General features: G+C 68.0%; 20 protein-coding genes and 1 pseudogene. 10 read left to right on the forward strand and 11 right to left on the reverse strand.

Annotated elements, in window-relative coordinates:
- Positions 1 to 1,013: 1,013 nt before the first annotated feature.
- The 3 genes from IE325_RS34550 (at position 1,014) to IE325_RS34560 (ending at position 3,712) form a co-directional block, all read left to right on the forward strand.
- The gene (locus tag IE325_RS34550; protein WP_190074074.1) at positions 1,014 to 1,682 is read left to right on the forward strand and encodes an RNA polymerase sigma factor; all 669 of its coding nucleotides are present in this window, start codon (positions 1,014 to 1,016) and stop codon (positions 1,680 to 1,682) included.
- A 67-nt stretch (positions 1,683 to 1,749) separates the two neighbouring features.
- The gene (locus tag IE325_RS34555; protein ID WP_190074075.1) at positions 1,750 to 2,052 is read left to right on the forward strand and encodes a hypothetical protein; all 303 of its coding nucleotides are present in this window, start codon (positions 1,750 to 1,752) and stop codon (positions 2,050 to 2,052) included.
- Between the two features lie 40 nt (positions 2,053 to 2,092).
- Positions 2,093 to 3,712, forward strand: a complete 1,620-nt coding sequence (locus IE325_RS34560) for a hypothetical protein (RefSeq protein ID WP_190074076.1) — start codon at positions 2,093 to 2,095, stop codon at positions 3,710 to 3,712.
- Between the two features lie 149 nt (positions 3,713 to 3,861).
- Here IE325_RS34560 and IE325_RS34565 read toward each other — a convergent pair.
- From IE325_RS34565 to IE325_RS34580, 4 genes and pseudogenes are all read right to left on the reverse strand, one after another.
- Positions 3,862 to 4,221 (reverse strand): annotated as a pseudogene (locus tag IE325_RS34565) (single-stranded DNA-binding protein); the annotation flags it as partial.
- Positions 4,222 to 4,275: 54 nt separating this feature from the next.
- Positions 4,276 to 5,331, reverse strand: a complete 1,056-nt coding sequence (locus IE325_RS34570; protein WP_190074078.1) for a peptidoglycan-binding protein — start codon at positions 5,329 to 5,331, stop codon at positions 4,276 to 4,278.
- Between the two features lie 84 nt (positions 5,332 to 5,415).
- Positions 5,416 to 6,060 (reverse strand): hypothetical protein, encoded by a 645-nt coding sequence (locus IE325_RS34575; protein WP_190074079.1) that lies wholly within the window; start codon positions 6,058 to 6,060, stop codon positions 5,416 to 5,418.
- A gap of 20 nt (positions 6,061 to 6,080) precedes the next feature.
- On the reverse strand, positions 6,081 to 6,716 hold the full coding sequence (locus IE325_RS34580; protein ID WP_190074080.1) for a ParB N-terminal domain-containing protein: 636 nt from the start codon (positions 6,714 to 6,716) through the stop codon (positions 6,081 to 6,083).
- A 430-nt stretch (positions 6,717 to 7,146) separates the two neighbouring features.
- Here IE325_RS34580 and IE325_RS34585 point away from each other — a divergent pair, with 430 nt between their 5' ends.
- From IE325_RS34585 to IE325_RS34615, 7 genes are all read left to right on the forward strand, one after another.
- Positions 7,147 to 7,749, forward strand: coding sequence for a hypothetical protein (locus tag IE325_RS34585; protein ID WP_190074081.1), 603 nt, complete (start codon positions 7,147 to 7,149; stop codon positions 7,747 to 7,749).
- Between the two features lie 59 nt (positions 7,750 to 7,808).
- A complete protein-coding gene (locus tag IE325_RS34590; RefSeq protein ID WP_190074082.1) occupies positions 7,809 to 8,093 on the forward strand; it encodes a helix-turn-helix domain-containing protein in 285 nt (94 codons plus the stop codon).
- A gap of 5 nt (positions 8,094 to 8,098) precedes the next feature.
- Positions 8,099 to 9,169 carry a hypothetical protein gene (locus IE325_RS34595; RefSeq protein WP_190074083.1) on the forward strand — a complete coding sequence of 357 codons (1,071 nt, stop codon included), beginning with the start codon at positions 8,099 to 8,101 and terminating at the stop codon, positions 9,167 to 9,169.
- Between the two features lie 11 nt (positions 9,170 to 9,180).
- Positions 9,181 to 9,999, forward strand: coding sequence for an ATP-binding protein (locus IE325_RS34600; protein ID WP_190074084.1), 819 nt, complete (start codon positions 9,181 to 9,183; stop codon positions 9,997 to 9,999).
- A gap of 154 nt (positions 10,000 to 10,153) precedes the next feature.
- Positions 10,154 to 11,323: a DUF2637 domain-containing protein gene (locus IE325_RS34605; RefSeq protein ID WP_229912201.1), complete on the forward strand. Its 1,170-nt coding sequence runs from the start codon at positions 10,154 to 10,156 to the stop codon at positions 11,321 to 11,323.
- A 61-nt stretch (positions 11,324 to 11,384) separates the two neighbouring features.
- Positions 11,385 to 11,816, forward strand: coding sequence for a hypothetical protein (locus IE325_RS34610; protein ID WP_190074085.1), 432 nt, complete (start codon positions 11,385 to 11,387; stop codon positions 11,814 to 11,816).
- A gap of 189 nt (positions 11,817 to 12,005) precedes the next feature.
- The gene (locus IE325_RS34615) at positions 12,006 to 13,613 is read left to right on the forward strand and encodes a hypothetical protein (RefSeq protein ID WP_190074086.1); all 1,608 of its coding nucleotides are present in this window, start codon (positions 12,006 to 12,008) and stop codon (positions 13,611 to 13,613) included.
- Positions 13,614 to 14,362: 749 nt separating this feature from the next.
- On the opposite strand, the gene IE325_RS34620 is transcribed toward IE325_RS34615, so the two are convergent.
- The 7 genes from IE325_RS34620 to IE325_RS34650 form a co-directional block, all read right to left on the reverse strand.
- A complete protein-coding gene (locus tag IE325_RS34620) occupies positions 14,363 to 15,184 on the reverse strand; it encodes a hypothetical protein (RefSeq protein ID WP_190074087.1) in 822 nt (273 codons plus the stop codon).
- A 353-nt stretch (positions 15,185 to 15,537) separates the two neighbouring features.
- Complete coding sequence (locus tag IE325_RS34625) at positions 15,538 to 15,861, reverse strand: hypothetical protein (RefSeq protein WP_190074088.1); 324 nt, start codon at positions 15,859 to 15,861, stop codon at positions 15,538 to 15,540.
- A 58-nt stretch (positions 15,862 to 15,919) separates the two neighbouring features.
- A complete protein-coding gene (locus tag IE325_RS34630) occupies positions 15,920 to 16,345 on the reverse strand; it encodes a hypothetical protein (protein WP_190074089.1) in 426 nt (141 codons plus the stop codon).
- A 119-nt stretch (positions 16,346 to 16,464) separates the two neighbouring features.
- On the reverse strand, positions 16,465 to 16,668 hold the full coding sequence (locus IE325_RS34635) for a hypothetical protein (RefSeq protein ID WP_190074090.1): 204 nt from the start codon (positions 16,666 to 16,668) through the stop codon (positions 16,465 to 16,467).
- Between the two features lie 3 nt (positions 16,669 to 16,671).
- Positions 16,672 to 19,599: a hypothetical protein gene (locus IE325_RS34640; RefSeq protein ID WP_190074091.1), complete on the reverse strand. Its 2,928-nt coding sequence runs from the start codon at positions 19,597 to 19,599 to the stop codon at positions 16,672 to 16,674.
- A gap of 42 nt (positions 19,600 to 19,641) precedes the next feature.
- Positions 19,642 to 20,847 carry a hypothetical protein gene (locus IE325_RS34645; protein ID WP_190074092.1) on the reverse strand — a complete coding sequence of 402 codons (1,206 nt, stop codon included), beginning with the start codon at positions 20,845 to 20,847 and terminating at the stop codon, positions 19,642 to 19,644.
- On the reverse strand, positions 20,847 to 21,842 hold the full coding sequence (locus IE325_RS34650) for a hypothetical protein (protein ID WP_190074093.1): 996 nt from the start codon (positions 21,840 to 21,842) through the stop codon (positions 20,847 to 20,849). The genes IE325_RS34645 and IE325_RS34650 overlap by 1 nt, the downstream gene beginning before the upstream one ends.
- Positions 21,843 to 21,911 lie beyond the last annotated feature (69 nt).

Consider the following 21,911-nt stretch of genomic DNA (forward strand, 5'->3'; position numbering starts at 1 on the left):
GGATCGCTTGCGCTTGAGCCTGCGTCAGGCCGCCTGATTCGGGGATCGTCGCGCGCGTGCGGCTGCCTTCGTCGGTCGTGCGGTTGTAGGACCAGCTATGGCCGCACCCGCCCTTCTTCGGCCTGTTCTGGTCAGGGCAGTCGCACCTTTTGTAGACAGTGGGCTTGCGTGCCACGGGACGCCTTTCGTGATCACGGTTGATTCTCGGGTAACTCCCTGGCCAGGGGAGTTGGACTCTACGTAGGCGCAGCCGTGGCCGGTCAAGCCCGACGGGCGGAGGGGCGGACGAGCGGTGATGGACCTTCTATTCGCAGCAATAGCACCTACGTTGGCGCGCAGAGTTCACTCTGTGCGCGCTTCGATCCATGCCTCGAAATCGCGCTCCCGGACGCGAAGAATGCGGTCGCTGACGCGCACGATGGGGATGTCCCAGTTCCTGTAGTTGTCGAGCACCGTGCGCTTTGTTACGTCCATTCGCTCGGCAATCGTCTCGAAACTCAGCAATGCATTTGAACCACCGCGAGGCATAGCCGTCCCTGTTCGTTCGTAGGTGCCCCCGGGCGGACCGATCCGGCCGGATGGAGCCGGTTGCGTTCAGTCCGGCACCGGTAAGTACGCGGGTCGGCGAAATCTGTTACACCTCGGAGAGGCCCACCGGTGGTGCAGCGCGTTTTGGTCGCTATGGGGCGGCGGTACTGGTCGGGTCGGCCGGGTCAACGGCGAGGCTGATTAAGGCAGTTGGGTGGTGGCGGTCGTCGGGTAGTGCACCGCGAGCGCGGCGCGCTGATCGCGTGGTGCGGGCGTTGGTGGCAGGCGGCGCATGCCCGCATCACGTGGCAGCGAAGGGCGCGCGGCATCGCTGATCTGTTCGATGCGTTCCGCAGAGGATTGGTTATGCTGCCCGGGTGCCGCATCGGAACGTGATCGTCCATTGGTGGGGAGACCATGGAGGTTGCTCCGAGTGCTGCGCTGTAGCTGATGACCACAGCACCGGCTTGGGGGGATATCACGCCGTGACCGACACTTTGGAGGCCTTGGTCGCACGCGCCGTAGCAGGCGGAGACGACGGGGCTGACGCCATTGCGGCGCTGTACGACGAGCTCAATGACACCGTGTACCACTGGGTGCGGTTCTACATCCGGGACGGGCACGTCGCGGAGGACCTGTGCCAGGAAGTCTGGCTGAAGGTCGCCCAGAACATAAGCAAGTACCGCTCGGGGACGAGTCTGCTGGCCTGGCTGCGCACGATCACGAAGAACACTGCGCTCGACTACCTACGCTCGGTGCAGCGGCGCCCTTCGGAAGTGCTGTACGCCGACCACCTTGAGCTCGACCGGCCGCGCTTCGACCAGAACCCGCAGGAGCACGCGGAACGGCGCGCACTGGCCCAAGCCGTTGCCGCTCAGCTGCAAAAATTGCGCAGTGAGCAGCGGCAGGTCCTGATCCTGCGGTTCTTCGACGGGCTCACCCCGGGGCAGACTGCGCAGATCATGGGGAAGTCGGACGGCGCTGTCCGTACCCTCACGGTGCGAGCGCTGCGCAAGCTCGCCGCCGTCATGCCGACGGGCGAGTCGTCCTCCGAATTGGTCGAAGAGCTGCTGTCGGCGGCAGCGGGCAGACATAGAGTTGTCGGAACACGGGTTGATTCACGAGAGGCGAGGGCGCATGTCGCGACGCGCTGACCAGAGCGGGCGCTTGGAGGGGGCGCTGGAAGGCGGGCCCATCCCTCACGATGAGGACACCCGCCAGATGCTGGCTGCCGCGGGTGCGCTGCAGCCCGGCCACCAACGCAGCCCCTCGAGGGTGCGCGCCGCCCGAGAGGCGATGCTCCGTGAATACGCGCGTACCCAGAGCCCGCAGGAGACGCGGGAGGACGCCGGATCCGGCGACGGCTTGGACGAGCCGGAGATCCATCGTGTGGAGATGGAACTGCCCGACGGTGGTCAGCTCGTTCTCACGGACATCGAAAACATCACCCCGGAGCGGGCAGAGAAGACGGCCGACCACATCGCTCGCATCCTGAACAGCAAGGAAAGAGACCGCCAGAGTTGAGCAGCGCAATATCTGGGGGCTCCGGCGGCTGGGGGCGGCCGTGACCGAGCCGCAGCCTCGTATTCGGATCCACATCCTCAATCCCAAGGACGAGGACGAGGCTGAGCTCACCGACCTGGGCCTTGTCAACGTTGGAGGCGAGCGCCTCCTGTTCCTGAAGCCGCAGAGCTTCGACTCGGCCGTACGCCAGGTGCGTTCTGCGCTGCCGGATCTACCCTTGGAGCAGGTCGAGCGCTTGGTGCGTGAGCACCCGGAGTTCATGGACTTCGAGGAGCTGCTGGGGACGGTCAAGTCAGCTCGGCCCCTGGACATCACCCCCACGCCTGACGAGTCTTTGCAGCCCGCCCGGGTGCTCGGGCGTGCGAAGCGGTGGGTAATCGCTGCTGCGCTGGCGCCTGCGCTCGCGGGGAGTTGGGCGCTGGGCTACGTCACCGCCGACAGCCCGGCAGGAACTACCGCGAGTGCACCGGACGCGAGTCCCTCGCCCGGCTCCACCGTGCAGTCCGCAGCGAAGCCGTTCGTCGGCCCGGAGTTCATGGGCTTCTCCGATGCTGGGCAGATCGACTGCAAGCCGATCGCCACCCTCGAAGCGGAGTGCACGGACGCGGACGGCATGGTGATGTCGAGTAAGGCGGCCACCGGGCCGGACAGCACGATCTTTACCTTCTCGTACGGTTCGGAGCGCATAGGGCTGAGGATCTTCGGAGACGCGGACTATGCAGAGACGTGGGTACGGCAGGACGGTACGACCGAGCTGTACCCCAACCTCTCCCGTTCCGGCCGGTACGTGCTCTGGGGCACGGACAAGGAGCGGCTGTCGGAGTACACGGAGCTACTCAAGGCCGCGGAGGCCACCTCATCGGCGACCCCGCGCGTGATGGGCTCGTTCGCGCCGCTCCCGTCTCGTCTGGCCGCGCTCACCCTCGGCACGTTGGGGCTGGACGAGCGGGACGTGGAGGCAATCCTGTACTCACCGCAAAGCGCGTCGGTCGACGAGCCCGTTCTCCTGGCCGCGCAAGCAGTGCTTGGTGTCCAAACGACCGGACCGCGCTACACCGGCGGCGACGACATCGTGGCAATCGCCGCAGGCCTCGATCGGCCGCCCGTCGTGTCCCTGCCCGAGCACACCCCGCACATGGACCCCCCAGTGGTGCCCATCGAGGACCGGGACGCTCCTTCCGTGCCAGCCGAGAGCACCGAAGGGACCCAGCCGACTACGACGTCGCCGGCCCCTGCGGACGAGCCGGTCGCGGAAGCACCCCAGGCCGAGCAGCCGCCGGCGACACCTGCTCCGGTCGATTCAACAGAGCCGGAACAGACCACGCCTCCAGCGACGTCAACTCCCGAGCCGTCGACGCCACCGGCCTCCGATCCAGTTGAGGACACGCCCGGCGTCCCGGAGACCCCGGCTGCGGGGGAGACCCCGACCGACGAGGGCTCTGATCCGGTCGAGGAAACTCCGGCCGCCCCGGAGAGCCCGGCGCCGTCCGATGAGGGAACGGCCCCAGTCGAGGAGACTCCGGCCCCCGTGGAGCTGCCCGCAGACATCTCCGCTGCCGCCGAGGAGTCGACTTCGGCGGATTCCGCGGACCCGGGCACGGGACAGAGCGGGGACGACCTGCTGATCCTGGACTCGGCCTGGACGGTCGCGGCCGCCTGAACCAACAGAAGGGGGCCCGGACATCGGTCCGGGCCCCCTTCTACGTGCACGGGTCAGAACGGCGGTTCGTCCCCGCGCGGCGCGGCCCATGGGTCGTCGGCTGCGGGACGGCCCTGCGCTGCTGCGGCGGGGTGCTGCGCGTTGGCCCCGGTCTTGGTGACCTTCGCGGTGGCGTTGCGCAGGCTGGCGCCGACCTCCTCGACGTCCAACTCGTAGGCCGTGCGCTTCACGCCCTCGCGGTCCTCGTAGGAGCGCTGTTTGAGGCGCCCCTGAATGATGACGCGCATGCCCCGGGTCAGGGACTCGGCGACGTTCTCGGCCGCCTGTCGCCACACGGCGCAGGTCAGGAACAGGCTCTCGCCGTCCTTCCATTCGTTGGTCTGCCGGTCGAAGGTGCGGGGCGTGGAGGCGACGCGGAACTTGGCCACCGCGGCGCCGGAGGGGGTGAAGCGGAGTTCGGGGTCGTCGACCAGGTTCCCGACGACGGTGATGACAGTCTCGCCTGCCACGGACAGGGCCTTTCATGACGGAGCCGGCCCGCGCGGGTGCGGGCCGGCCGAGGGTCAGGAGAACAGGATCGTCCAGGTCTTCGGGCCGGGGATGCCGTCGGCGTCGCCCGCGAGCTCCTGGTGTGCGCGCTGGAAGTCGCGCACGTTCAGGCGGTCCGCCTCCGACCACTTCGGGCCCGGACCCGAGGTGTAGTGCTTGCCGTAGCCCTTCCGGACGAGTTGCTGCCCGAGCAGGGTGATGGACGCGTTGTTCTTGCCGGGGCCGAACTTGTCGACGCCGGGGAACGGCGGGGCGGGCTTCGCGGTGACCTTGCCGGGCAGGGTGCCCAGCAGCTCCTTGAGGGAGGTCTCGCCGGGGACGCCGTCCGCGTCCGCGCCGGTGTAGCCGAGGGACTCCTGGAAGTCCTGGTAGTTCTTGGTGTCGGCGTCCGTCCAGGTGGGGCCGGGGCCCGAGGTGTAGTGCTTGCCGAACCCCTTCTTCACCAGGGCCTGGCCGACCTTGGTGACGTGGTCGCCCTTGGCGCCGTAGCCGTAGACCAGGCCGTTGATGGTGACCTGGGCGTGGGAGACCTCGGAGCTCGAGCCGCTGCCGGGGAGGGAGCCGCCAGGGTTCGGGGCGGGCGCGTAGTCGCCTGCGGGCATGCCCGCCTTCACCCAGGCGTACAGCTTGGTGCCGGGGCAGGCGGTCGCGTACCCGTCGCGGTGACCCTTCTTGGCCAGGGTGCGGCCGGTCTTCTTGCACGCCTCCTCGTACAGCGCGCGGCACGCGGCCAGGGCCTTCGCGCTGGGTTCTTGGTCGCCGCCGATGGCGATCTGGACGCCGATGCCGCTGATGTTGTGGTTGGGGCAGTGGGCGCCCTGCAGGCCCCAGCCGCGGCCCTCGTAGATGTTGCCGGCCTGGTCGACGACGAAGTTGTAGCCGACGCCGCTCCAGTCGTTGCCCAGGTGTTCCGCCTCGATGGCGCGCATGATCGCGTAGCCGGTGCGGGTGATGTGTGCCCCGCCGTCGTAGTGCACGAAGAACTCGGTGCGCTTGCTCAGGGAGACGGATGCCGGGGTGCCGTTCCAGGGCTTCGCGCCCCAGGTGGCGCGGGAAATGATCGTGGTCATGGGGGTGGTGCCCTCCGCTTCGGGTGATCAGTGGAGGGCACCGTGCAGGGCGTGGGTGGTTAACGTCGCGTGCTGCCCTGCGGCCTACTCGTCGAGGACCTCGGCGTCCATGACGCTGCCGTCCTCGAGCTCCGGCGGGTACTCGACTGAGAACAGGCTGCGGTCCAGGCGCTCGGCGAGCGCGGCCAGGTCGACGGCCTGGGCGTCCGGGTCGGCCGCGATGTCGCCCAGGCCGGTGATCTCGACGGCGACGATCGCGTCCTTGCCGTAGTGCTCGCGGTGCTGTCGCTCGAGGTACCAGGCATCGGCGCGCCAGTCGGGCGACGTGCGGTCCTCCACGGTCTCTTCGACGATGTCGCCCGTCACGGAGTCCCGGAACCGTCGGGTGGTGACCTTGGTGACGATGCCGCCGTCGGCGACCCGGCGGATGTTCATCATGGCGCGCGCGGCCGCCGTGGCGCGGGCCGTGCGGACCTTCTCGTACAGGGCCGCGTACTCCTCCTCGTCCGGGTTCGGCTTCTCGCCTGCCTCGCGGGCCTCGATCTCGGCGCGGCCGCGGGCCATCCACGCCAGGAAGCTCGAGCGGGAGACCCCGGCCATCTCGGCGGCCAGCTCGACAGCAACGCCCGTGCGCGACGCGCCGACGAGGCGCGCCTCGACCTCGTCGGAGAGCAGGCGCGGGCGACCGCTGTGGCCTTGTGGCCGGCGTGCCTTGCGTCGGGTGGACATGGTGTTCCTCGGAGAGAGGGTCAGCGACTGGACGTGAACATGTGCCCGCAGGCCGGGCAGGTCGTGTGCGGGGCACGGCCCTCGTCGTCGGGACTGAGTTCGTCGCCGCGCTCTCCGTCGTCGGGCAGGTGCACCAGGGGCGTCTCGTCCTCGCGGCCGCCGCCGGGCAGGGTCTCGGGGTCGACCTGGCCGAGCATCTTGTCGATCTCTTCGTGGGGGATGGCCAGGGAGTCGAACAGCTCCGCCTCGTTCGTGGCCAGGTCCTCAAGGACCTCGGCGAGTTCGCGCGGATCCCATCCGCCCTCGCCGGGGAGCCTGTTCAGCTTGATGGCCAGGGCCTCGGCTTCGGCGTCGTTCCTCGACGACCAGCCGCGCATGACGGGTACGAGCCAGCCGCCGTCCTCGTCGATGACGATGCCGCCCGGCGCGCGCATGCCGCGGGACTGCATCTCGATCAGGGACTCACGGCGGCCGTGGCCGTGGAGGGTCTGCTGGGTGCGCTCGTCGACGACCGGGATCTCCACCAGGCCGTGCATGTCGATCGACGCGATGATGAGTTCGAGTTCGTGCCGCTTGGGGTTACGGGCCGCCGGTGTCAGGTCGGTGAGTGGCACGTAGGTGATGAAGCGCGGGGGGCTGGCGATCGTCTCGGTCACGGCTGGTGCGGTCCTCTCCCATGCGTTGGTGTCCGGCAGCGGGGAAGAGCTGCGAGCCCGCGGACTTCAACCGCGGCGCCCCGCCTCGCAAGCAGGGCGATGCCGTCATGGCCGACCCTCACCCGCCGCCGGGCCGGTTCCGCCCTCGTTCCGGATGGGGCGAAGCCGGAGCCCTGCCGCTTTCGGTGACGTCGCCGAATGCCGCAGAGCCGCAAGGAAGGTAGGAGGGCGCACCGTTAACGTCGCGTCCTACCCAAGTGATTTGCCTGGGTGTACTATTCGGATCGGCTGGGAGAGCAACCCAGCTACCCGGGCCTAGGTGTAACAAGAATCGGCTGGCGACGTACCTCCATGCGACGTCCCGAGACGCCCCGCCCGGGAGAACCAACACCCTGGGCTACGGCGTCCGGGGGCAGAGAGGAACACTCAGATGTCGAACGACGTCGCCGACGACGCGCAGGCAGAGGAGACCATCGAGCTCCCTCTGACGGCTCTCGGGCTGATCGGGGCCCTTGCCCGCGCCATGGAAGAACATCAGACGGGCGTCATCAAGCCGAAGAAGGACGCCCCGAAGGTGCCGCTCATCAAGGGCTTCGACGAGGAGAAGCGGACTGACCTCGTGGTGGAGATTGGCGGCCAGGAGGTAGGCCGCTACAAGGTCAACCTCACGAGGGACCGGTTCGCGGTCGCCGACGAAGCTGCCTTCGACGCCTTCGCGGACAGCCGGGACGAGATCGACATTGTCATCGTCCGGAAGAAGTCGTGGGAGGACGCGGTCCTCAAGTATGCCGAGATGAACCCGGAGACGGGCACCATCTTTGACTCGCGGAACGGCGAGGAGATTCCGGGACTCAAGTTCGTGCCGGGTGGGCAGCCCACCGGCTCCGTCACCTGGACCTGGAAGAAGCGGAACGGTCAGCCGGTCGGTAAGAGCGTGCTATTGGCGGCGTATCGGCGCGGTGATCTCAACGAACTACTGCGGAAGACACCGGAGTTGCTGCCCACGCGACAGCCCGGTGCGAGCGACGAGTGACGACGGCCGTCCGGGTCCGGCCATCTGCGGCCGGACCCTGCTTCCCAGGGACCAAGACCATGACCACCACCGCGCCTTCCCGTGCTCAGAAGTTCTCCGACCGCGCGCACCGCGTCCTCTTCGAACTCGCCCTGCATCCCGACGGTGAGTGGGTCGACGTGACGTCCATCTACACCAGCCTCGGATTGAATTCCCATGAAGTGCGCGGCGCCCTTACCGAACTGCGCACCGCGGGCATGACGGAGAGGAAGCGGCGCATGGCCCGCAGCCGGACCACCGGCCGCCGGACGCACCGCACCTACTTCCGGCTGACCGACGACAGCACCAGCGAGGCCGCCGAATGAGCCGCTTGCCCAGTCCCACGGCGGTCCGTCACAACCGGCGTCGCCCCTACTACGTCCATGTGGAGTCGACGACCGTCCGCAACACGCGCCTGAGCTACCGCGCGCTCGGGCTACTGACCTACCTTCTTGATCAGAAGGAGGGGTGGCAGGTCCGGTCCGACCAACTCTCCAAGGGCGAGGGGCGCGAGGGGCGTGAAGCGATACGGACCTCGCTGCGCCTGCTTGCCGCTGAGGGCCACTACCGCCTCGAGCGGCGCCGACTGCTCAACGGCAAGGTCGTCATGGGCACGGCGGTGTCTGAGTTTCCCGTGGACCAGTGGATCAATGATCACGAGATATTCAGCACCCAGAAGGATCCGGCCGTCCCGGTGGTCGAGCAGGAGGACGGCACGTTCTTCGTCGAGTACCCCGACGGCAGCCGCGGCAGCGACGGGTTCGAGACCGAACTCTACGACGAGGAACCCCCGGACGACCCGGAGTTCGAGCCGGAGGAGAAGCTCACAGTCGACGAGGTGCCCGCGGCCGTGCAGCCGGAGAAGCCTGCCCGTACCCGCAAACCCCGCAAGACCCCCGAGGAGAAGGTGGCCGAGGCGGAGGAGAAGGAGACCACCGCCGACGAGAGAGCCAAGGAGAAGGCCGCTCTCGACGACGGAGCGACGGCCGGGGCGCAATGGTGGTGGGGAACCCCGGAGAAGGACGGGCAGCCGGCCAAGAAGGGCCGCGTGTACGAGCTGATCGACGAGGAGAAGATCCCGCGGTTCGTCGGCAACAAGGGCCGCGCCTACCACGGCGTCAGGACCCTGGTCCGCAACGCTCTCATGGCGGGATACGACCGGGGCACGATCGCTACCGCCCTCGAGACCACGAAACGGGCGTTCCCGAGTCAGCAGCAGTTCGAGGACGCGTGCGCCATGGCGGCAGGCGTCCACATCGACCGGCCCAGGTTCAACGGCACCCGCGGCGTGCCGTACAACGACGCGAACACCTGGGGCGACGACACGAACCCGTCATCCGCCACGCCCAGCAGCACCAACGACTCTGACGACGCCACCTTCGGCGTCCTCGTACGACCGTAAGGAGCGCCACGATGTCGGTCACCGCGGATACCCCGACGACCGCGCCGGCCCGCGGCATGAACGCGCTCGGCGACCTGAGCGCCCACCTCTTGAGCGTGCTGAAGAACAACGGCGCGGACATGTCCCAACTCGGCGTGCCGCCCCAGCCGGAACCGGAAGACGGACTATGGGAGGACGTGTCCGTGCCGCAGGCCCGCGCGCGACAGAGCATGTGGCGCAACAGCATCATCGACGCCGCCCACGATGACTATGTGCCATTCCGCTTCGATCACCTTGATGAGGCGCAGAAGCCGAAAACGCTGCAGAGCTGGCTTGACTCCCTGATCGAGGCGAAGAAGCTGGACGCCCGGCCGGAGATCCTGAACATGATCCTCCCGGGGAACATCGGCAGCGGGAAGACCGCTGCGGCGATCTCACTGGGGAACGAGGCCGCGGAGCGGGGGCTATGGACCCTGTTCGTGAAGCACGCAACATACCTGACGTGGCGTCGCCCGGACTCGGCGCCGCACAACATGAAGGCCTGGGAGGTCCGGAAGAGGTTCGTCGAGTGCGACCTGCTGGTCCTCGACGAGCTGTGCGGCGAAATGGACGTGACAGCCACCGAGTTCGCTCGGAAGGAGACCATCGACCTGATCGACGCCCGGATCGCGGCCGGACGACCCACGGCATACACCACGAACCTGCGCAGCCGCAGGCAGCCGGGGAGTCAGGCAATGGGCGTGGTGGACATCCTGGGGGAGCGATTGCTGTCCCGGCTCGAGTCCTCGGCACACCTGGCGAAGATCGTCGGTCCGGACAGGCGGAAGCCGACGCAGCCACTGGACTGGTGACTAGGGGGACGAATGACCCTGCATGTCCTGGTTGCTGACGGGGCGTGAGTTGTCAACAGCGGCGCAAGAGGCGAAAGACGCTATATCGTTTAATCGACCCGGAAGGCTATGAGCATACGCCGACCGGGGGAACCCGAACGAGAGGAAAGGTGTCTTGAAACGTCTGTCCCCCGGATCCGACACGGACGAGAAGCTGAAGGCTCTCGACGAGTCCGGAATACCGCCGCTCAGCCGTCGGGAGCGCTTCGGTGCCGGCCTGACCGCGCTGGGTGGGGCTGCCGTCGGAGGCCTCGGCTTCTACGCCTCGTTCGACGCCGTGTCCAAGGCGGCCGCGTCCTGGGGCTTCACCGAACCGTGGGTCCTGCCCACCGCCATCGACTCGGCCATCCCCGTCTTTACCGGGGCGTACCTCTATCTCATCCGCATGGACATGCCGCTGTGGTGGGCGCGGCTCGTCCCCTGGGCCCTGAGCCTGATCACCTGCGCGCTGAACGTGGCGTCCGGCAACTCCTTGTGGTCCAGGGTCTCCCACGGTGCCATGTCCCTGCTCTGGGTCGCCGTCTCCGAGATCGCCGCGCACATCTACGCCGTCCGGATCGGCGCGGCCACTGGGCGCGGTCGCCGGATGGAAAAGGTTCGGTGGGCCCGCTGGATGCTCTCCCCGCTGCCCACCTTCCTGCTCTGGCGCCGTATGCAGTTGTGGGAGGAAAGGTCGTACGAAACGGCCCTCCTGCTTGAGCAGGAGCGAATCGTCTACCAGGCGCAGCTCCATGGCCGGTTCGGGCGGGCGTGGCGCAGGAAGGCACCTGTGGCGTCGCTGCTGCCGCTGCGACTCGTCGGCGCCGGCGTCCCGCTCGCCGAGACGGCCCCCGCTGGTCTGCGTGCGGCGGGCATCGAGCCCACGGGCGTCTTCGCCCCGGCACCTAAGCCGCCCGTGCCTCCGTCCCCGGCGTTGACCGCCGTGCCCGCCCCGGTAACGCCCCCGACTTCGTCCGTTCTACCAGCCGTCAAAAGACCGCGCGGTGTCACGCGCGCCGTGCCTCCGCAGACGCAGGCCGGCATCCCGCAGTGGAGTACCGAGGGTGAGCTGTACGAGATCATCAAGGACGTTATCGACAACGGGCGTCGGGAGGTGTTCAACGGGCCTCTGACTGGTAGGGCAATCGGGGTGGTTCTCTGTAAGTCCCAGGGGGAAGGCCGTAAGGTCCGCGGCCGGCTCATCGAGACCTACGCCGCCACGAAGGGCATCATCATCCCGGACAAGGCCACTCTCGACGACGTCTTCGTCCTGTTCAACCAGGCGCTGACGCCGGCCAGCCCGTAAGGCATCCTGCCCCTACCCGTACCGAAGTGGCGGGCCCCTCCCTGGGGTGCCCGCCACCTGCATGATCGGATCCTTCTACATGACACCGGAGATCCTGGCCCGGATCGCCACCGCCCGTGCTGCCCGTGACCTGTCCGACCTTGCCCGGCTCCTGCTCGCGGACACAGTGACGACCACCAGCCCGACGGAGCGCATCGAGAAGGCCCGCCGCTTGCGACAGGTAGCCAATGAGGTCGTTGACCTGGTCGTGCTCGCCGAGGCCCTGGAGGGTGCGTCCTGGGAGGAGATCGCCGAAGCCCTCGGTCGACGGGACCCGGGCACCGTGGAGCGGGAGTTCGCCGAAGACGTCGCCGAGTGGAGCTCCAAGTCCGAAAAGGAACTGGAACGGGCGGCCGAGGGGCACGCCGCCCTTGACGAGTGGTACGGCCGTCACCGCGAGGACCAGGACCCGGAGCTCTCAACTCCTGTCGCGGATCTGCTGAACAGGCATTGAGCTACCCGACCAGGCGGGTAGAATAGTAAGCCGATGGCAACGGCGAGAGGTTAAGCCCTCTGCCGTTGCATCCTCCGCGGGAGAGCAACCCGGGGAACCACGAAGTGAGGGAACACCCAGATGCCTGGTACCACCACGCCTTTGCATGACCGCAGATCCCGGAAGCCGACCGGCAAACCGAGCCCGCCCATGATCCTCATTGCCGGTACGGACAAGAGCGGTCGCAGCCACGAGGCAGCAGCGGGCACGGCATCCGATCTGGTCGGCATGTCGTACTGGATCCAGGTGGGTGGCTCGTCCAACACCGCCGACTATTACGGCCGTATCCCCGGCGCCCGCTACGAGATCGTGGAGCACGACGGATCGCACGCGGACATCTGCGACGCGATTCGCTGGGCGTCCACCCAGCCACCGCACAACGGCAAGCGCAACATGATCGTCTTCGACGACAGCAGTGCTCTGTGGGACATGCTCAGTGACGAGGTCGCTCTGGTCTCCCGCAAGCGCGCCGAGCGCCGGGCCCAGGCCACCGGCCGTCGCACCGCCCGACTCGATGACCCCTACGTCGACGAGGACCGAGACCTGTGGGTCAACGCAAAAGACCGATGGGGCGAGGTGCTGTGGCTCCTGCGCCAGCACCCTGGCCCGGTCGTCATGGTGGCGCGCCAGGAGGTCGTCACCGCCTACGAGAACGACAAACCAACCCGGCACATCACACGCCGCCTCAAGGCCGAGAAGAACCTCTCAGCGGCCGTCGACGCAGTCGTTGAACTCCAGGGGATCGGCGAAGGCTACGTCACGGGCGTGCACACCATGGAGTACACGCTGGAGGCGGGCCGACAGTACCGGTTCGCCGGGATCGACCACCTGCTGAGGAAGATGGGCTACGAGAATTCCGCCCCCACTCGCCAATCGACTGAGTCGCGGCCGTGGGCGTACCTCAACGAACAGCGCCTCCAGCAGCAGCCAGCCCCGCCCGCTCCCGCGCAGCAGCCTGGCTTGACGGGACCACAAGCCGTGGCGCTGATCCACCAGGCCCTCACCAGCAAGGGCGACCCCGAAGCGTGCCTGCACGACGTCCGCGAATACTGGGGCAAGCGCACTCTGGCGCAAGTCCGCACCACGACCAAGTTGTGGGGCGAAATGGACGCGGACGCCCTGATCACCAGGTCCCTGGAGTACGTCAAGGAAGAGGCCAGTAAGCGCAAGCAGGCCGAAGGGAGCGCGTCTGAGCAGACCGGCCCGAGCCCTGCCCCGTCGGCCGAACCCGAGCACCAGGACCAAGCACGTGGGCACCAGGAGAACGAAGAACCGGACCCTTCACTCGAAGACAGCGATACAACGGTGTCCTTGGAACCTCCTGAAGAAGCGGAAGTCGAACCGCCCCCGCCACCGGACCCGGAGGCCGAGGATCCGCCGCCGGGCGAATCTCCGGAGGACACCAGCGCCGCCGAGGAGCCGCAGGACGTCCCCGCTGCCCCCCGGCCCACGGCCCGGAAGATCCGCAAGAGGCCGAACGAGGACCGTGCGCTCAAGGCACTCAACGCCGAGGCTGACGTCCAGGCCCGGATCAGGATGATGACTGTGGGTGAGCACCTTGGGCCGATCTCCGAGGAGGGCGACCCGCCCATGACCGTTCTCCGGGACTACCTCCAGAAGCACCGGCCCGCGATCATCGCCCAGCTCGAGCAGGAGGGGCAGACGGAGCTCGCCGCGTACTACCGGGACGTGACCGTCGACCCGCAGATTCAGCAGCGGTTCGCCTCGTACTTCGCGGGCGTGCCCGCGGGGCAGTGAAGTGACGTGAGTCGATGCGCGCCCGGCCCGGTCGGGCGCGCTCCGCCGGCGTGCTGCGCCCATCTCGATCTCATCGCCTCACGTCACCTCAGCCCAGCGCGCTCGCGCGCCTCACCGTCTCTGCAGGCGCGCCCAGGTGATCGCGCGCGCCGATCCCCGGCGCGTTCCGACTGCGCCGACCCGCACCCGCGCCGTCCTGGCGCGCGGATCCACGCGCGCTCAGGCGCGCTTCGAAACCGGGCGCGCCCACCGTGACCGCGCCCCGCGCCGACCCGAGCGCGCTTCCGCGCGCGCCCAGGCGGGCCCATTGGGCAGGTACGCGCCCCACCCGCGCCGCGCGGCGCGCGCCTGCGGAAGATCGCGCCCGCCCGGATCGGCCGGACCGCGCGCCCGCGCCGAGCCCTCCGCGTGAAGGCGCGCACTATGCAGCGCGCCATGGCGCGCGCCTTTGACCTGCCCATTTCCGGAGCGCTGCCCGTCCGGCCCCCGCGTGTCACGGTGAGCGCGGCCTCCTGGACCTCGTCGACTACGCGCGCGGCCCTGGTGGCGCGCCCAGCGGCGAGGTGATCGCTTCTCGAGTGCGCGCGCCCTGCGGCGCGGATGGCCGCGCGGATGCGCGCCGGTCGGGTGGCCGCGCGCCGAGGACCGCGCCCGTCCCGCGCGGCCGCGCCTCGAGCGCGCCCCGGACATGACGAAGGGCGCGCCATCGGGCGCGCCCTCGAGTCATGGACGATCAGTCGGTTGCGCGCCTACTGCGGGCCCTGCCTGGCCGCGCGCCGGAGGGCGCGCCGCTGCCTCCGTGCCTCGGCAGCTCGCTCGAGCTCCCCTCCGCGCTCCTGCCGCAGTAGCTTCATCAGCTCCTCGGGGTGTCGCTCGCCGAGGAGATTGAGCGCCTGCAGCCGGACGTTCGGCTCGCTTGGCATCCGCCCCTCGCGCGCCTCCCTGTACTGCACGCCGTAGCGCAAGAAACGGGCCTCCGACTCCACCCGGCGGCGGAAGCCGTCGATGCGTCGTTCCTGCGCGTTGCCGCTTTCGCCGGGGGGCGGCTCGGGCATGAAGCGGGCCGGCTCCTCGAGCATTTGGCGACAGATGCCCGCAGCCCTTACGGCTACTCTCGGTGAGCGGAAGGCGAGTGCTTCGACCCAGGGAGACGTTGGCGCGGGGACGGGCTCGTCGAGGATGAACCCCGTCCACCGGTCGACGAAGGAGTCGTCGTCGAGGGCCGCCAACTCCTTCGCATGCTCGTGGGCTAGATCGTCGACGACGTCCTCGACCGGGCGCATCGCGGTCTTGATCGTCTCCTGCCACGGCGCGATGCGGGCCTTCTGCCGCTTTTTACTCTCCCCCTCCTGGATGGGGTTGAAGAACTTCGCTCGGCGAACGGCCGTCTTGAGCGCCTCGAGCGTGCGGGGGGCGAGGCGGGGATCGTGGAGAGCTGGACCCTGGACCTCTCTGGGTGCGCGCTTGTCGGTCCCGCCCATGACGTACTCGACGACCATGCCCATGAACGCGTCTTCGCTCATCTGGGACAGGCGCTTGATCTCGGCCGCGATGCGCTGCGCATCAGCCATAGCTGTGTTCCTCCACTTTGGGTGTGACCCGTGCTCTCGGGCCGTTGTTCGGACGGTGTCCGCTGGCATAGAGCGAGGTGGCCGCACTGGGCGCGACGCGGAGATGCGTGTGCCGGATCCTCGCAGGAGCAACCACTCCCCGGCCCCGAGTGCTCTACACGCACCCGGTTACTCGATCCGAATTGGCCAGGTAACCAACGGGCGGGAGGAACACCCCAGCTCTCACGAGCAGAAGTGGTCTTGCGCCACTGAACCCTGAACCTGAATCTCGAACGCATTCTTCGCGGCAGCGGTACGGCCACCTCGTTCCAGATGGTACCCGCCGGCCAAGGGCCGGACGTGCCTCATGATCCTTATTCGGCCTGCTGAGACGCCTTCCTGCTGGTGACGGCCTCGATGATCGGCGCGAGCTTGCTGGGCTTCCACACGAGGTCGTAGCTCGTCTGGGAGGCCGCGAGCACGCCGAGGACGGTGACCGTGGTCAGCTTGCCGTGCTGGAACTGGTCCCAGCCGCCGTCCCCCGCCACGGCGACGATGCCGGCGACGAGCGCGGCCACGACCGCGACGACCTTCTTGTACCTCGCCGACCAGGCGGGGCGCTGCACGACTGCGGTGAGCAGCGGGAGCACAGCGCCGACCTGGACGCCGGTGGACAGGGATTCGAGTGTTGCTGACATGGGGTTGCCCTTCATGCGGGGTTTGCGTGATGGGCGGACTGTGCGTGTGGCCGACGCCTTACGTCGCGTCGTCGCCCAGGTCCTCGGCGATCTCCCGTGGCGGGGCCGGGGCGGGGCGCTCGTAGAGCTTGACGACCAGGGCGCGGAGCTGGTGGATGTAGTCGACGGCCGCGGCCTTCCAGCGCCTCCACTGCCTCTGTTCTTCCTCCAGGCGCTCGACGCGGTTCTCAAGCGTGGTCACCCGCTCCAGCGTCTTAGCGTTCGTCTCGCGCTGCTGCTCGAGGAGCTGGGTGAAACCGTTCGTCACCGTCTGTACGGACGTCACGAACGTGGTGGCCTCCGCCGTCTCCGCTTCGGTCTCGGTACGGCGGTTGTTCTGGCGGTACACCATCCAGGCCCCGCCCAGCACGCCCGTCATGCCGAACAGTGGGCTGAGGACAGGCGCCAGAGAGATGAGCCACTGCATGAGCGCTTCCTCGGTCATCGGTCGTCAGGTTGGGGTACGCGGGAGCCGAGGCCTGAGTAGGCATGCGGCTCCCCTCGTTCCGAACAGTGCACGGCCGCTGCGCTTGTGTCCTGGACGCGGTAACTGCCCCTACCGTCCTACTGGGTTGCAGACTCCTCGTACGGCACGAGATCCGTGATCGGCTGGCCGCACGGCATGCACATCCCCCGGTAGATGGGGGGCTCGGCGTTGGCGTAGTAGGTGCCGACGCACGGTTCTCCCTCGGCCGGGCAACCAGCGGTGTGGCAGGTCGCCACCATGATCGCGGCCTCGGGTTCCACTTCGTCGTCCAGTGCTGCCATTGGCTAGTCCTCTCCGATGATCATCCAGTTGACGACGGTGTTCGTGGTGTTGGTGCGAGTCACCCAGATCGTGAGTCCCGAGGACGACACCGAGGACACGCCGACGCCGGTCACCTGCGTGCCGGGCACGGTGGTGTTGACCGTGGCGAACGCGCGGAAGTTCGTGCCCTTGATGTTGCCTCCGGACAGGGTGACCGAGGTGGGGATGTTCGCCACGGGGTTGATCGTGACTTGCCCGAGGCTGATGTTGTCCGCGCGGAAGACCCCGGCCGCGCGGATGCTTGCGCCGGTGATGGTGGCCGCGCCGGTGCTGCCGGCGCTCAGACTGGCCGTGTCCTTGCTGAGGTACAGGCGGCCACCCACGGGGGAACCATTCGACGCGACGACCCTCTCGGCCGTGTAGAAGTCGTTCCCGAAGAACGTCCGCCATCTGTAGATGGTGCCCGCATCGTTGAACGTGCCGCTGTTGACGCCGATATTGGCATCCGCGGCAGAGGAGCCGGAGACGTTGATGAACGCCTTGTTCGTACCGTCGTCGGACGTCCAGTAGATGAACGGGTAGGCGTCGTTCGGTTCAATGCCGATCTTGTTCCCGCCCGTGCCATAGCCGGTGAGGTTCGAGGCGTTCATCACGACGCGCGGGCCGGAGGCTGCAGTCTGAATCGTCGCGCCGGTGATCGTCTTTCCGTTGATCGCGTTGGCGTCGAGCTTCTCGGCCGTGATCGCACCGGCGGCGATGTGCGTGGCGTCGATTACCCCTGCTGCAATCTTGGTCGCGGTGATGGCGTTCGCAGCGATCTTGTCCGCCGTCACGGCCAGGGCGTCGAGCTTGTCCGTGGTGACCGCCAGGGCGGCGATCTTCTCGGCGGTCACTGCGAGCGCGGTCAGCTTGTCGGTGGTGACGGCCCCGGCGAGGAGTTTGGGTGTGGTGATCGCCCCGTCGGCGATCTGCACCCCGGCTATGACGGGGCGTACGGCAGCGTTGTCGAACCGCACGGCGCCGACCGACGCCTGGAAGGACTCAGTCCAGATGGACGCCTGCACGGTGTTGGCGGGCGCGGTGACTGTGTTGGTGATGCGGTTCCAGGTGCTTCCTCCGATCACGGGCGTGGACGCCTGAGCGACGCCCCAGCCGAGGGTGGCGCCGGCGGAGTCCTCCCACCGGGCGTAGAACTTCACGATGGCGGTGGCGGTGTAGTCGCTGGAGGTCAGGTAGTCGAAAGCCAGATAGAGCTGGTCGCCGGCCAGGATCGGAATGGTGGTGATCTTCAGGGAGCGTGTTGTCTCTGATGCGGCGGCCGCGTTGAGTTTCAGGGACTTGGCGGACCCATTGCCCGTGGTGTCGATCGAGAAGTTCGCGTTCCCAGACACCAAGTTCGTGCTGTAGGCGCCCTCGAAGGAGGGATCGGGCAAGATATTGGAGCCGCCAACGACGGTCAGCTTCTCCGTCGTAATGGCTCCGGCCGCGATCTCGGCAGCGGTCACCGAGTTGGCCGCGATCTCCCGGCCTGTGACTGCGTCCGCAGCGATCTTCCCTGCAATCACTGCGTCCGCCGCAATCGCCGCCGCGGTGACGGAACCCGTGACCAGGTTCGTGGAGTTGACGACACCGGTGCGCAGGGACTCGATGACGAAGGCGTCGACCTCCATCACGGCAGCCGTGGACCGGCCGAAGTTGAGCCAGGCCGTTGGCCGCAGGAACCGCACGTTCGCGTGTGTGCTGCCGGGCAGCCGAGGGTCGGTGTTCGGCCCGGCCGGGGCTGTGGCACCTACGACGGCGTGCCCCTGGATATAGCCGACGTACACCTTCCAGCCGTCGCTGACGCTGAGTGTGCCGCCGTTGCTGGCGCAGTAGTGCTGTGTCGTTGTGGCTGCGGCACCGGCTCGGTTGACGAGTGTCACGCCGTCCTCGGCAACTCCGACCACGCCGAGGTACACCGTGGCCGGGCCGGCACTGTCCTGTGCGGTTGCCCGTACACGGATCATGACCCGGTACAGGGTGTCCGCGTCCTGAGAGACCAAAGCTCCACCCGCGAGGTGCACATCGCCGGTTGCGGTGAGCAGCCCTCCGCCTGAGGGGGTTCCGGTGGGGTCCAGGGCGATCTGCCAGGTGGCACCGCCAGCGCTGGAAAGCTGTTGCCAAGCGGCGGGGTCACGGAATAGGTCGACGTACCGCTGGGTGGCGCTGTCGCCAAGTGGCCCACCGAGCGCGTTCAGCGTGACCGCGCCCGCGGCGAGCGCAGCCTGGGTGACGGAGTTCGCGGCCAGCTTCTCGGCGAGGACCGCGCCGTCGGCGAGCGCGGTGGTGCCAACAGCTCCCAGAGCGATCTTCGCGGCGGTCACGGCGCCCTGGGCGAGCTTGACCTCGGTCACGATGCCGTCGACCAGGTCTTGGGGCACGGCCTGCCGGGGCTGGCCTTGTACGGCAACCGATGGGGGGCCGGTGAGGGAGCCGGTGTTCTGGCCGACCAGGCGTACCCACACGGTGCTGTAGCCCTCGATGGCGATCGTCACCGTGCCACCGAGCGGGGCTGTGATGGTGGCGACATGCGTGGTCAGGTCTGGCGTGAACTCCGCGGTCGTGCCGACGTGGACTTGGACGAGGGAGAAGTCCGTGGGGGTGGTGTAGGCGTCATCCCATAGCCCGTCCCAGCCGACGAGGAGGCCGGCGAGTACGGCCTCGACAGTCGGGGCGGTCGGCGTCGGGGGCGGGGTGGTGTTAACCGGGACCAGAGCGACACCGCCATCGGGCTGCACGCCGACGCTGCCCTTGAGGACGCCCTCGTCGTCGTAGATGTCGAGGGAGCCGCCCTCGATGCTCGTGTAACTGGCCTGGGTGGTCCGCTCCAGCGCCTTTAGGCGCCGGTCGTAGTCATCGAGCAACTGCGCCAGGCGCTTCGCATCGGTCTGATCGTCGAGGAAGTTCGCCATGGCCGCGGATGGTGAACGGCGGCCATGACTAACGTCGCGTGCTCAGTAGTGGAAGGAGTCCGAGCGCCTCAAGGTGAGGGTGCAGCGGCCGTCCGCGCTGATCTCGTCGCCGATGATGCGGTGCCACACGTCGACGTCGCCGACCCATGGGACGTGCACCTGGACGCGGATGTCGTCGCCCAGGGACCACGAGCCGAAGCGGGCGTTCGGGTGGTTCCAAATCTGGATGGCGGGGATCTGCAGGTTCGCGGTCCGGCCGGCGAGCTCCTTCTCCCCGCGGGTGCGCAGCGATTTGTCGGACGCCAGGGTCTTGTCGGTGACCGTGGCTACCCGGCGCAGGCGCCCGTCCGTCCTCGGGCGGTAGACCTGCGCCCGCTTCATCTTCTTGCCCTCGCCCTTGCCCAGGACGATGGCTTCGTTGGCGTAGTCGTCGCCCATCCCCTCGGGCTTGGCGATGGCGGCGATGTTCTCGCCGTCCATGAACCGCAAGTCGGTGCGCTTGCGGCCGAGGCGGGGCTTCCCCAGCCGGATGCGGTGGGTGATGGTGTTGCTCGTCGAGTTCGCCCACTCGTGGGTCTCGATCCAGTCGAACGGGGTCTGCGCAGTCAGGTTGTCGAGGACCTGGCCACAGTCGGGGTTGTCCCACCAGGCGAGTTCCCACGGGTCTTCGCCGTCAGAGGTGCCGAGCAGCTCGCCGAGGTCGTGGCTGTCGATGACGAGGCCGATGTCGCCGCCGGGTTTGCTCTGGACGTGGTTCCAGACGTGCCGGAAGCCGTCGAACATGTCGATCCGGGGCCCGCCGTACGGCTTTGGCGGGGGTGGGACCTTCTTCTTGCCCTTCTGCCCGTCGACCCAGCCGTCGTGATTCTTGTCCTTGCCTGCGTACGGATCCTTGGGGGTGATCTTCTTCCCCGAGATGATGTAGCTCTCGTACGGGATGCCGTGTGGGTAGCTGCTGAATCCCTCGCAGGCCACGGTGAATTGGGGCCCGTCGAACGACGTTTTCGTGACGATGCCACCCCATCGGATGTGCCCGTCGATCTCCAGATAGAGCTTGGTGCCCCACTCCTGCAGGATCGGCAGCCCGTCCGAGCCGATCATGCGTGAATACTCGGGGGTGATGGTCCCCGTCATGGCGCCCGGCCCGGAAAGATCCCGCTTGGGATTCGACGTCAGGGCAAACGGAACCTCCCAGTCGACGATGTCCTCGCTGAGGGCACGCTGAGCGATGAACCGCCACCCCTCCATCAGATCGCGTCCTCCGTCGGGTCCTCGACGAACTCGATGTCCGCGAAGACCGAGGCGCCGCCGTCTGCCTCAAGTACGCCGGTGCCAAGGCTGGTGTCCTGAGCGCCGCAGCCCTGGAGCACAAGGTCGTACACGTTGCCGCGCATGGAGGACGGGATGCTGATGTCGCCTCCGCCGATGAACGTGAACCGCTGGGCGCTGCCGACCCAGTCACAGTTGAAGTTCGTGATGGCCGTGGCTTGGGACCCCAGAACGGCCCGGAGGTGGCCGTACGAGTCCTTGGCGTTGCGCTGGTCGAGTCCTGCCCAGGTCGCAATGATCGTCGCCCTGGTGGCCCACTCGGGCACCTCGATGTCCCAGCGGGCGCCGTTGGGGAACTCCTCCCAGCTCGGGTACCTGGTGTTGCCCACTTCGTCGGGGGTTTCCCAGGTGCCTCGGAGTGCGCGAACAACCCGCCGCCGGCGGGGGTTCGCCATCTCCCGGAGGTCCTTGATCATGCTCTGGGTGATCGTGGACGTGTTCGCGGGAATGTCGATCCGGGCCAGGGTGATCGCCGAGTCCCCAGGGCGGACCTGCTTGACCCGCTTGGTGGTGTTCGGGACGCCGGAGACGATCCGAGTGAAGACGTACGGCCCGACCGCCGGGTCTGCCGGCTGATTCCACGTCTCGCCGAAGCTGTAGGGGTTCTCGATGCGAGCGATGACCAGGTCACTGCGCCCGCTGGCCCCGGTGGCGGCGACGTTCACCGTGTCGGCGCTGGGGAGCCGCGCGGCGTAAGCCTGATACGCGGCGCCCGCGGCCCGGTTGAGGATGGCGCAGGCCCCGGTTGTGACCTGGACAGAGGAGCCCGGGGTACTCAGGGCCCTCACCTGCAGATCAGAGTTGCCGATGATGCCCTCGGCACCGGCGAACGCGGCGTACGCCAGGAGCCGGGCCACCTCGGAGCTGTGCTCGGCGCCGCCTTCGGTGAACCAGGGCACGGAATCCCACGGCATGACTGTCTTCCCTCCGCTGCTGTTACTGGGGTGCGGAGGCTGGATCCAGGCAGGGCTTAACGTCGCGTC

Source organism: Streptomyces lanatus (assembly GCF_014655715.1).
GTDB lineage: Bacteria > Actinomycetota > Actinomycetes > Streptomycetales > Streptomycetaceae > Streptomyces > Streptomyces lanatus.

Excerpts from the sequence above, each read along its gene's own strand:
- IE325_RS34555 (WP_190074075.1), top strand. The coding sequence starts at position 1,750 with ATGCTGGCTGCCGCGGGTGCGCTGCAGCCCGGCCACCAACGCAGCCCC.
- IE325_RS34570 (WP_190074078.1), bottom strand. The coding sequence starts at position 5,331 with ATGACCACGATCATTTCCCGCGCCACCTGGGGCGCGAAGCCCTGGAAC.
- IE325_RS34575 (WP_190074079.1), bottom strand. The coding sequence starts at position 6,060 with ATGTCCACCCGACGCAAGGCACGCCGGCCACAAGGCCACAGCGGTCGC.
- IE325_RS34585 (WP_190074081.1), top strand. The coding sequence starts at position 7,147 with ATGTCGAACGACGTCGCCGACGACGCGCAGGCAGAGGAGACCATCGAG.
- IE325_RS34590 (WP_190074082.1), top strand. The coding sequence starts at position 7,809 with ATGACCACCACCGCGCCTTCCCGTGCTCAGAAGTTCTCCGACCGCGCG.
- IE325_RS34600 (WP_190074084.1), top strand. The coding sequence starts at position 9,181 with ATGTCGGTCACCGCGGATACCCCGACGACCGCGCCGGCCCGCGGCATG.
- IE325_RS34610 (WP_190074085.1), top strand. The coding sequence starts at position 11,385 with ATGATCGGATCCTTCTACATGACACCGGAGATCCTGGCCCGGATCGCC.
- IE325_RS34615 (WP_190074086.1), top strand. The coding sequence starts at position 12,006 with ATGATCCTCATTGCCGGTACGGACAAGAGCGGTCGCAGCCACGAGGCA.
- IE325_RS34620 (WP_190074087.1), bottom strand. The coding sequence starts at position 15,184 with ATGGCTGATGCGCAGCGCATCGCGGCCGAGATCAAGCGCCTGTCCCAG.
- IE325_RS34625 (WP_190074088.1), bottom strand. The coding sequence starts at position 15,861 with ATGTCAGCAACACTCGAATCCCTGTCCACCGGCGTCCAGGTCGGCGCT.
- IE325_RS34630 (WP_190074089.1), bottom strand. The coding sequence starts at position 16,345 with ATGACCGAGGAAGCGCTCATGCAGTGGCTCATCTCTCTGGCGCCTGTC.
- IE325_RS34635 (WP_190074090.1), bottom strand. The coding sequence starts at position 16,668 with ATGGCAGCACTGGACGACGAAGTGGAACCCGAGGCCGCGATCATGGTG.
- IE325_RS34640 (WP_190074091.1), bottom strand. The coding sequence starts at position 19,599 with ATGGCGAACTTCCTCGACGATCAGACCGATGCGAAGCGCCTGGCGCAG.
- IE325_RS34645 (WP_190074092.1), bottom strand. The coding sequence starts at position 20,847 with ATGGAGGGGTGGCGGTTCATCGCTCAGCGTGCCCTCAGCGAGGACATC.
- IE325_RS34650 (WP_190074093.1), bottom strand. The coding sequence starts at position 21,842 with ATGCCGTGGGATTCCGTGCCCTGGTTCACCGAAGGCGGCGCCGAGCAC.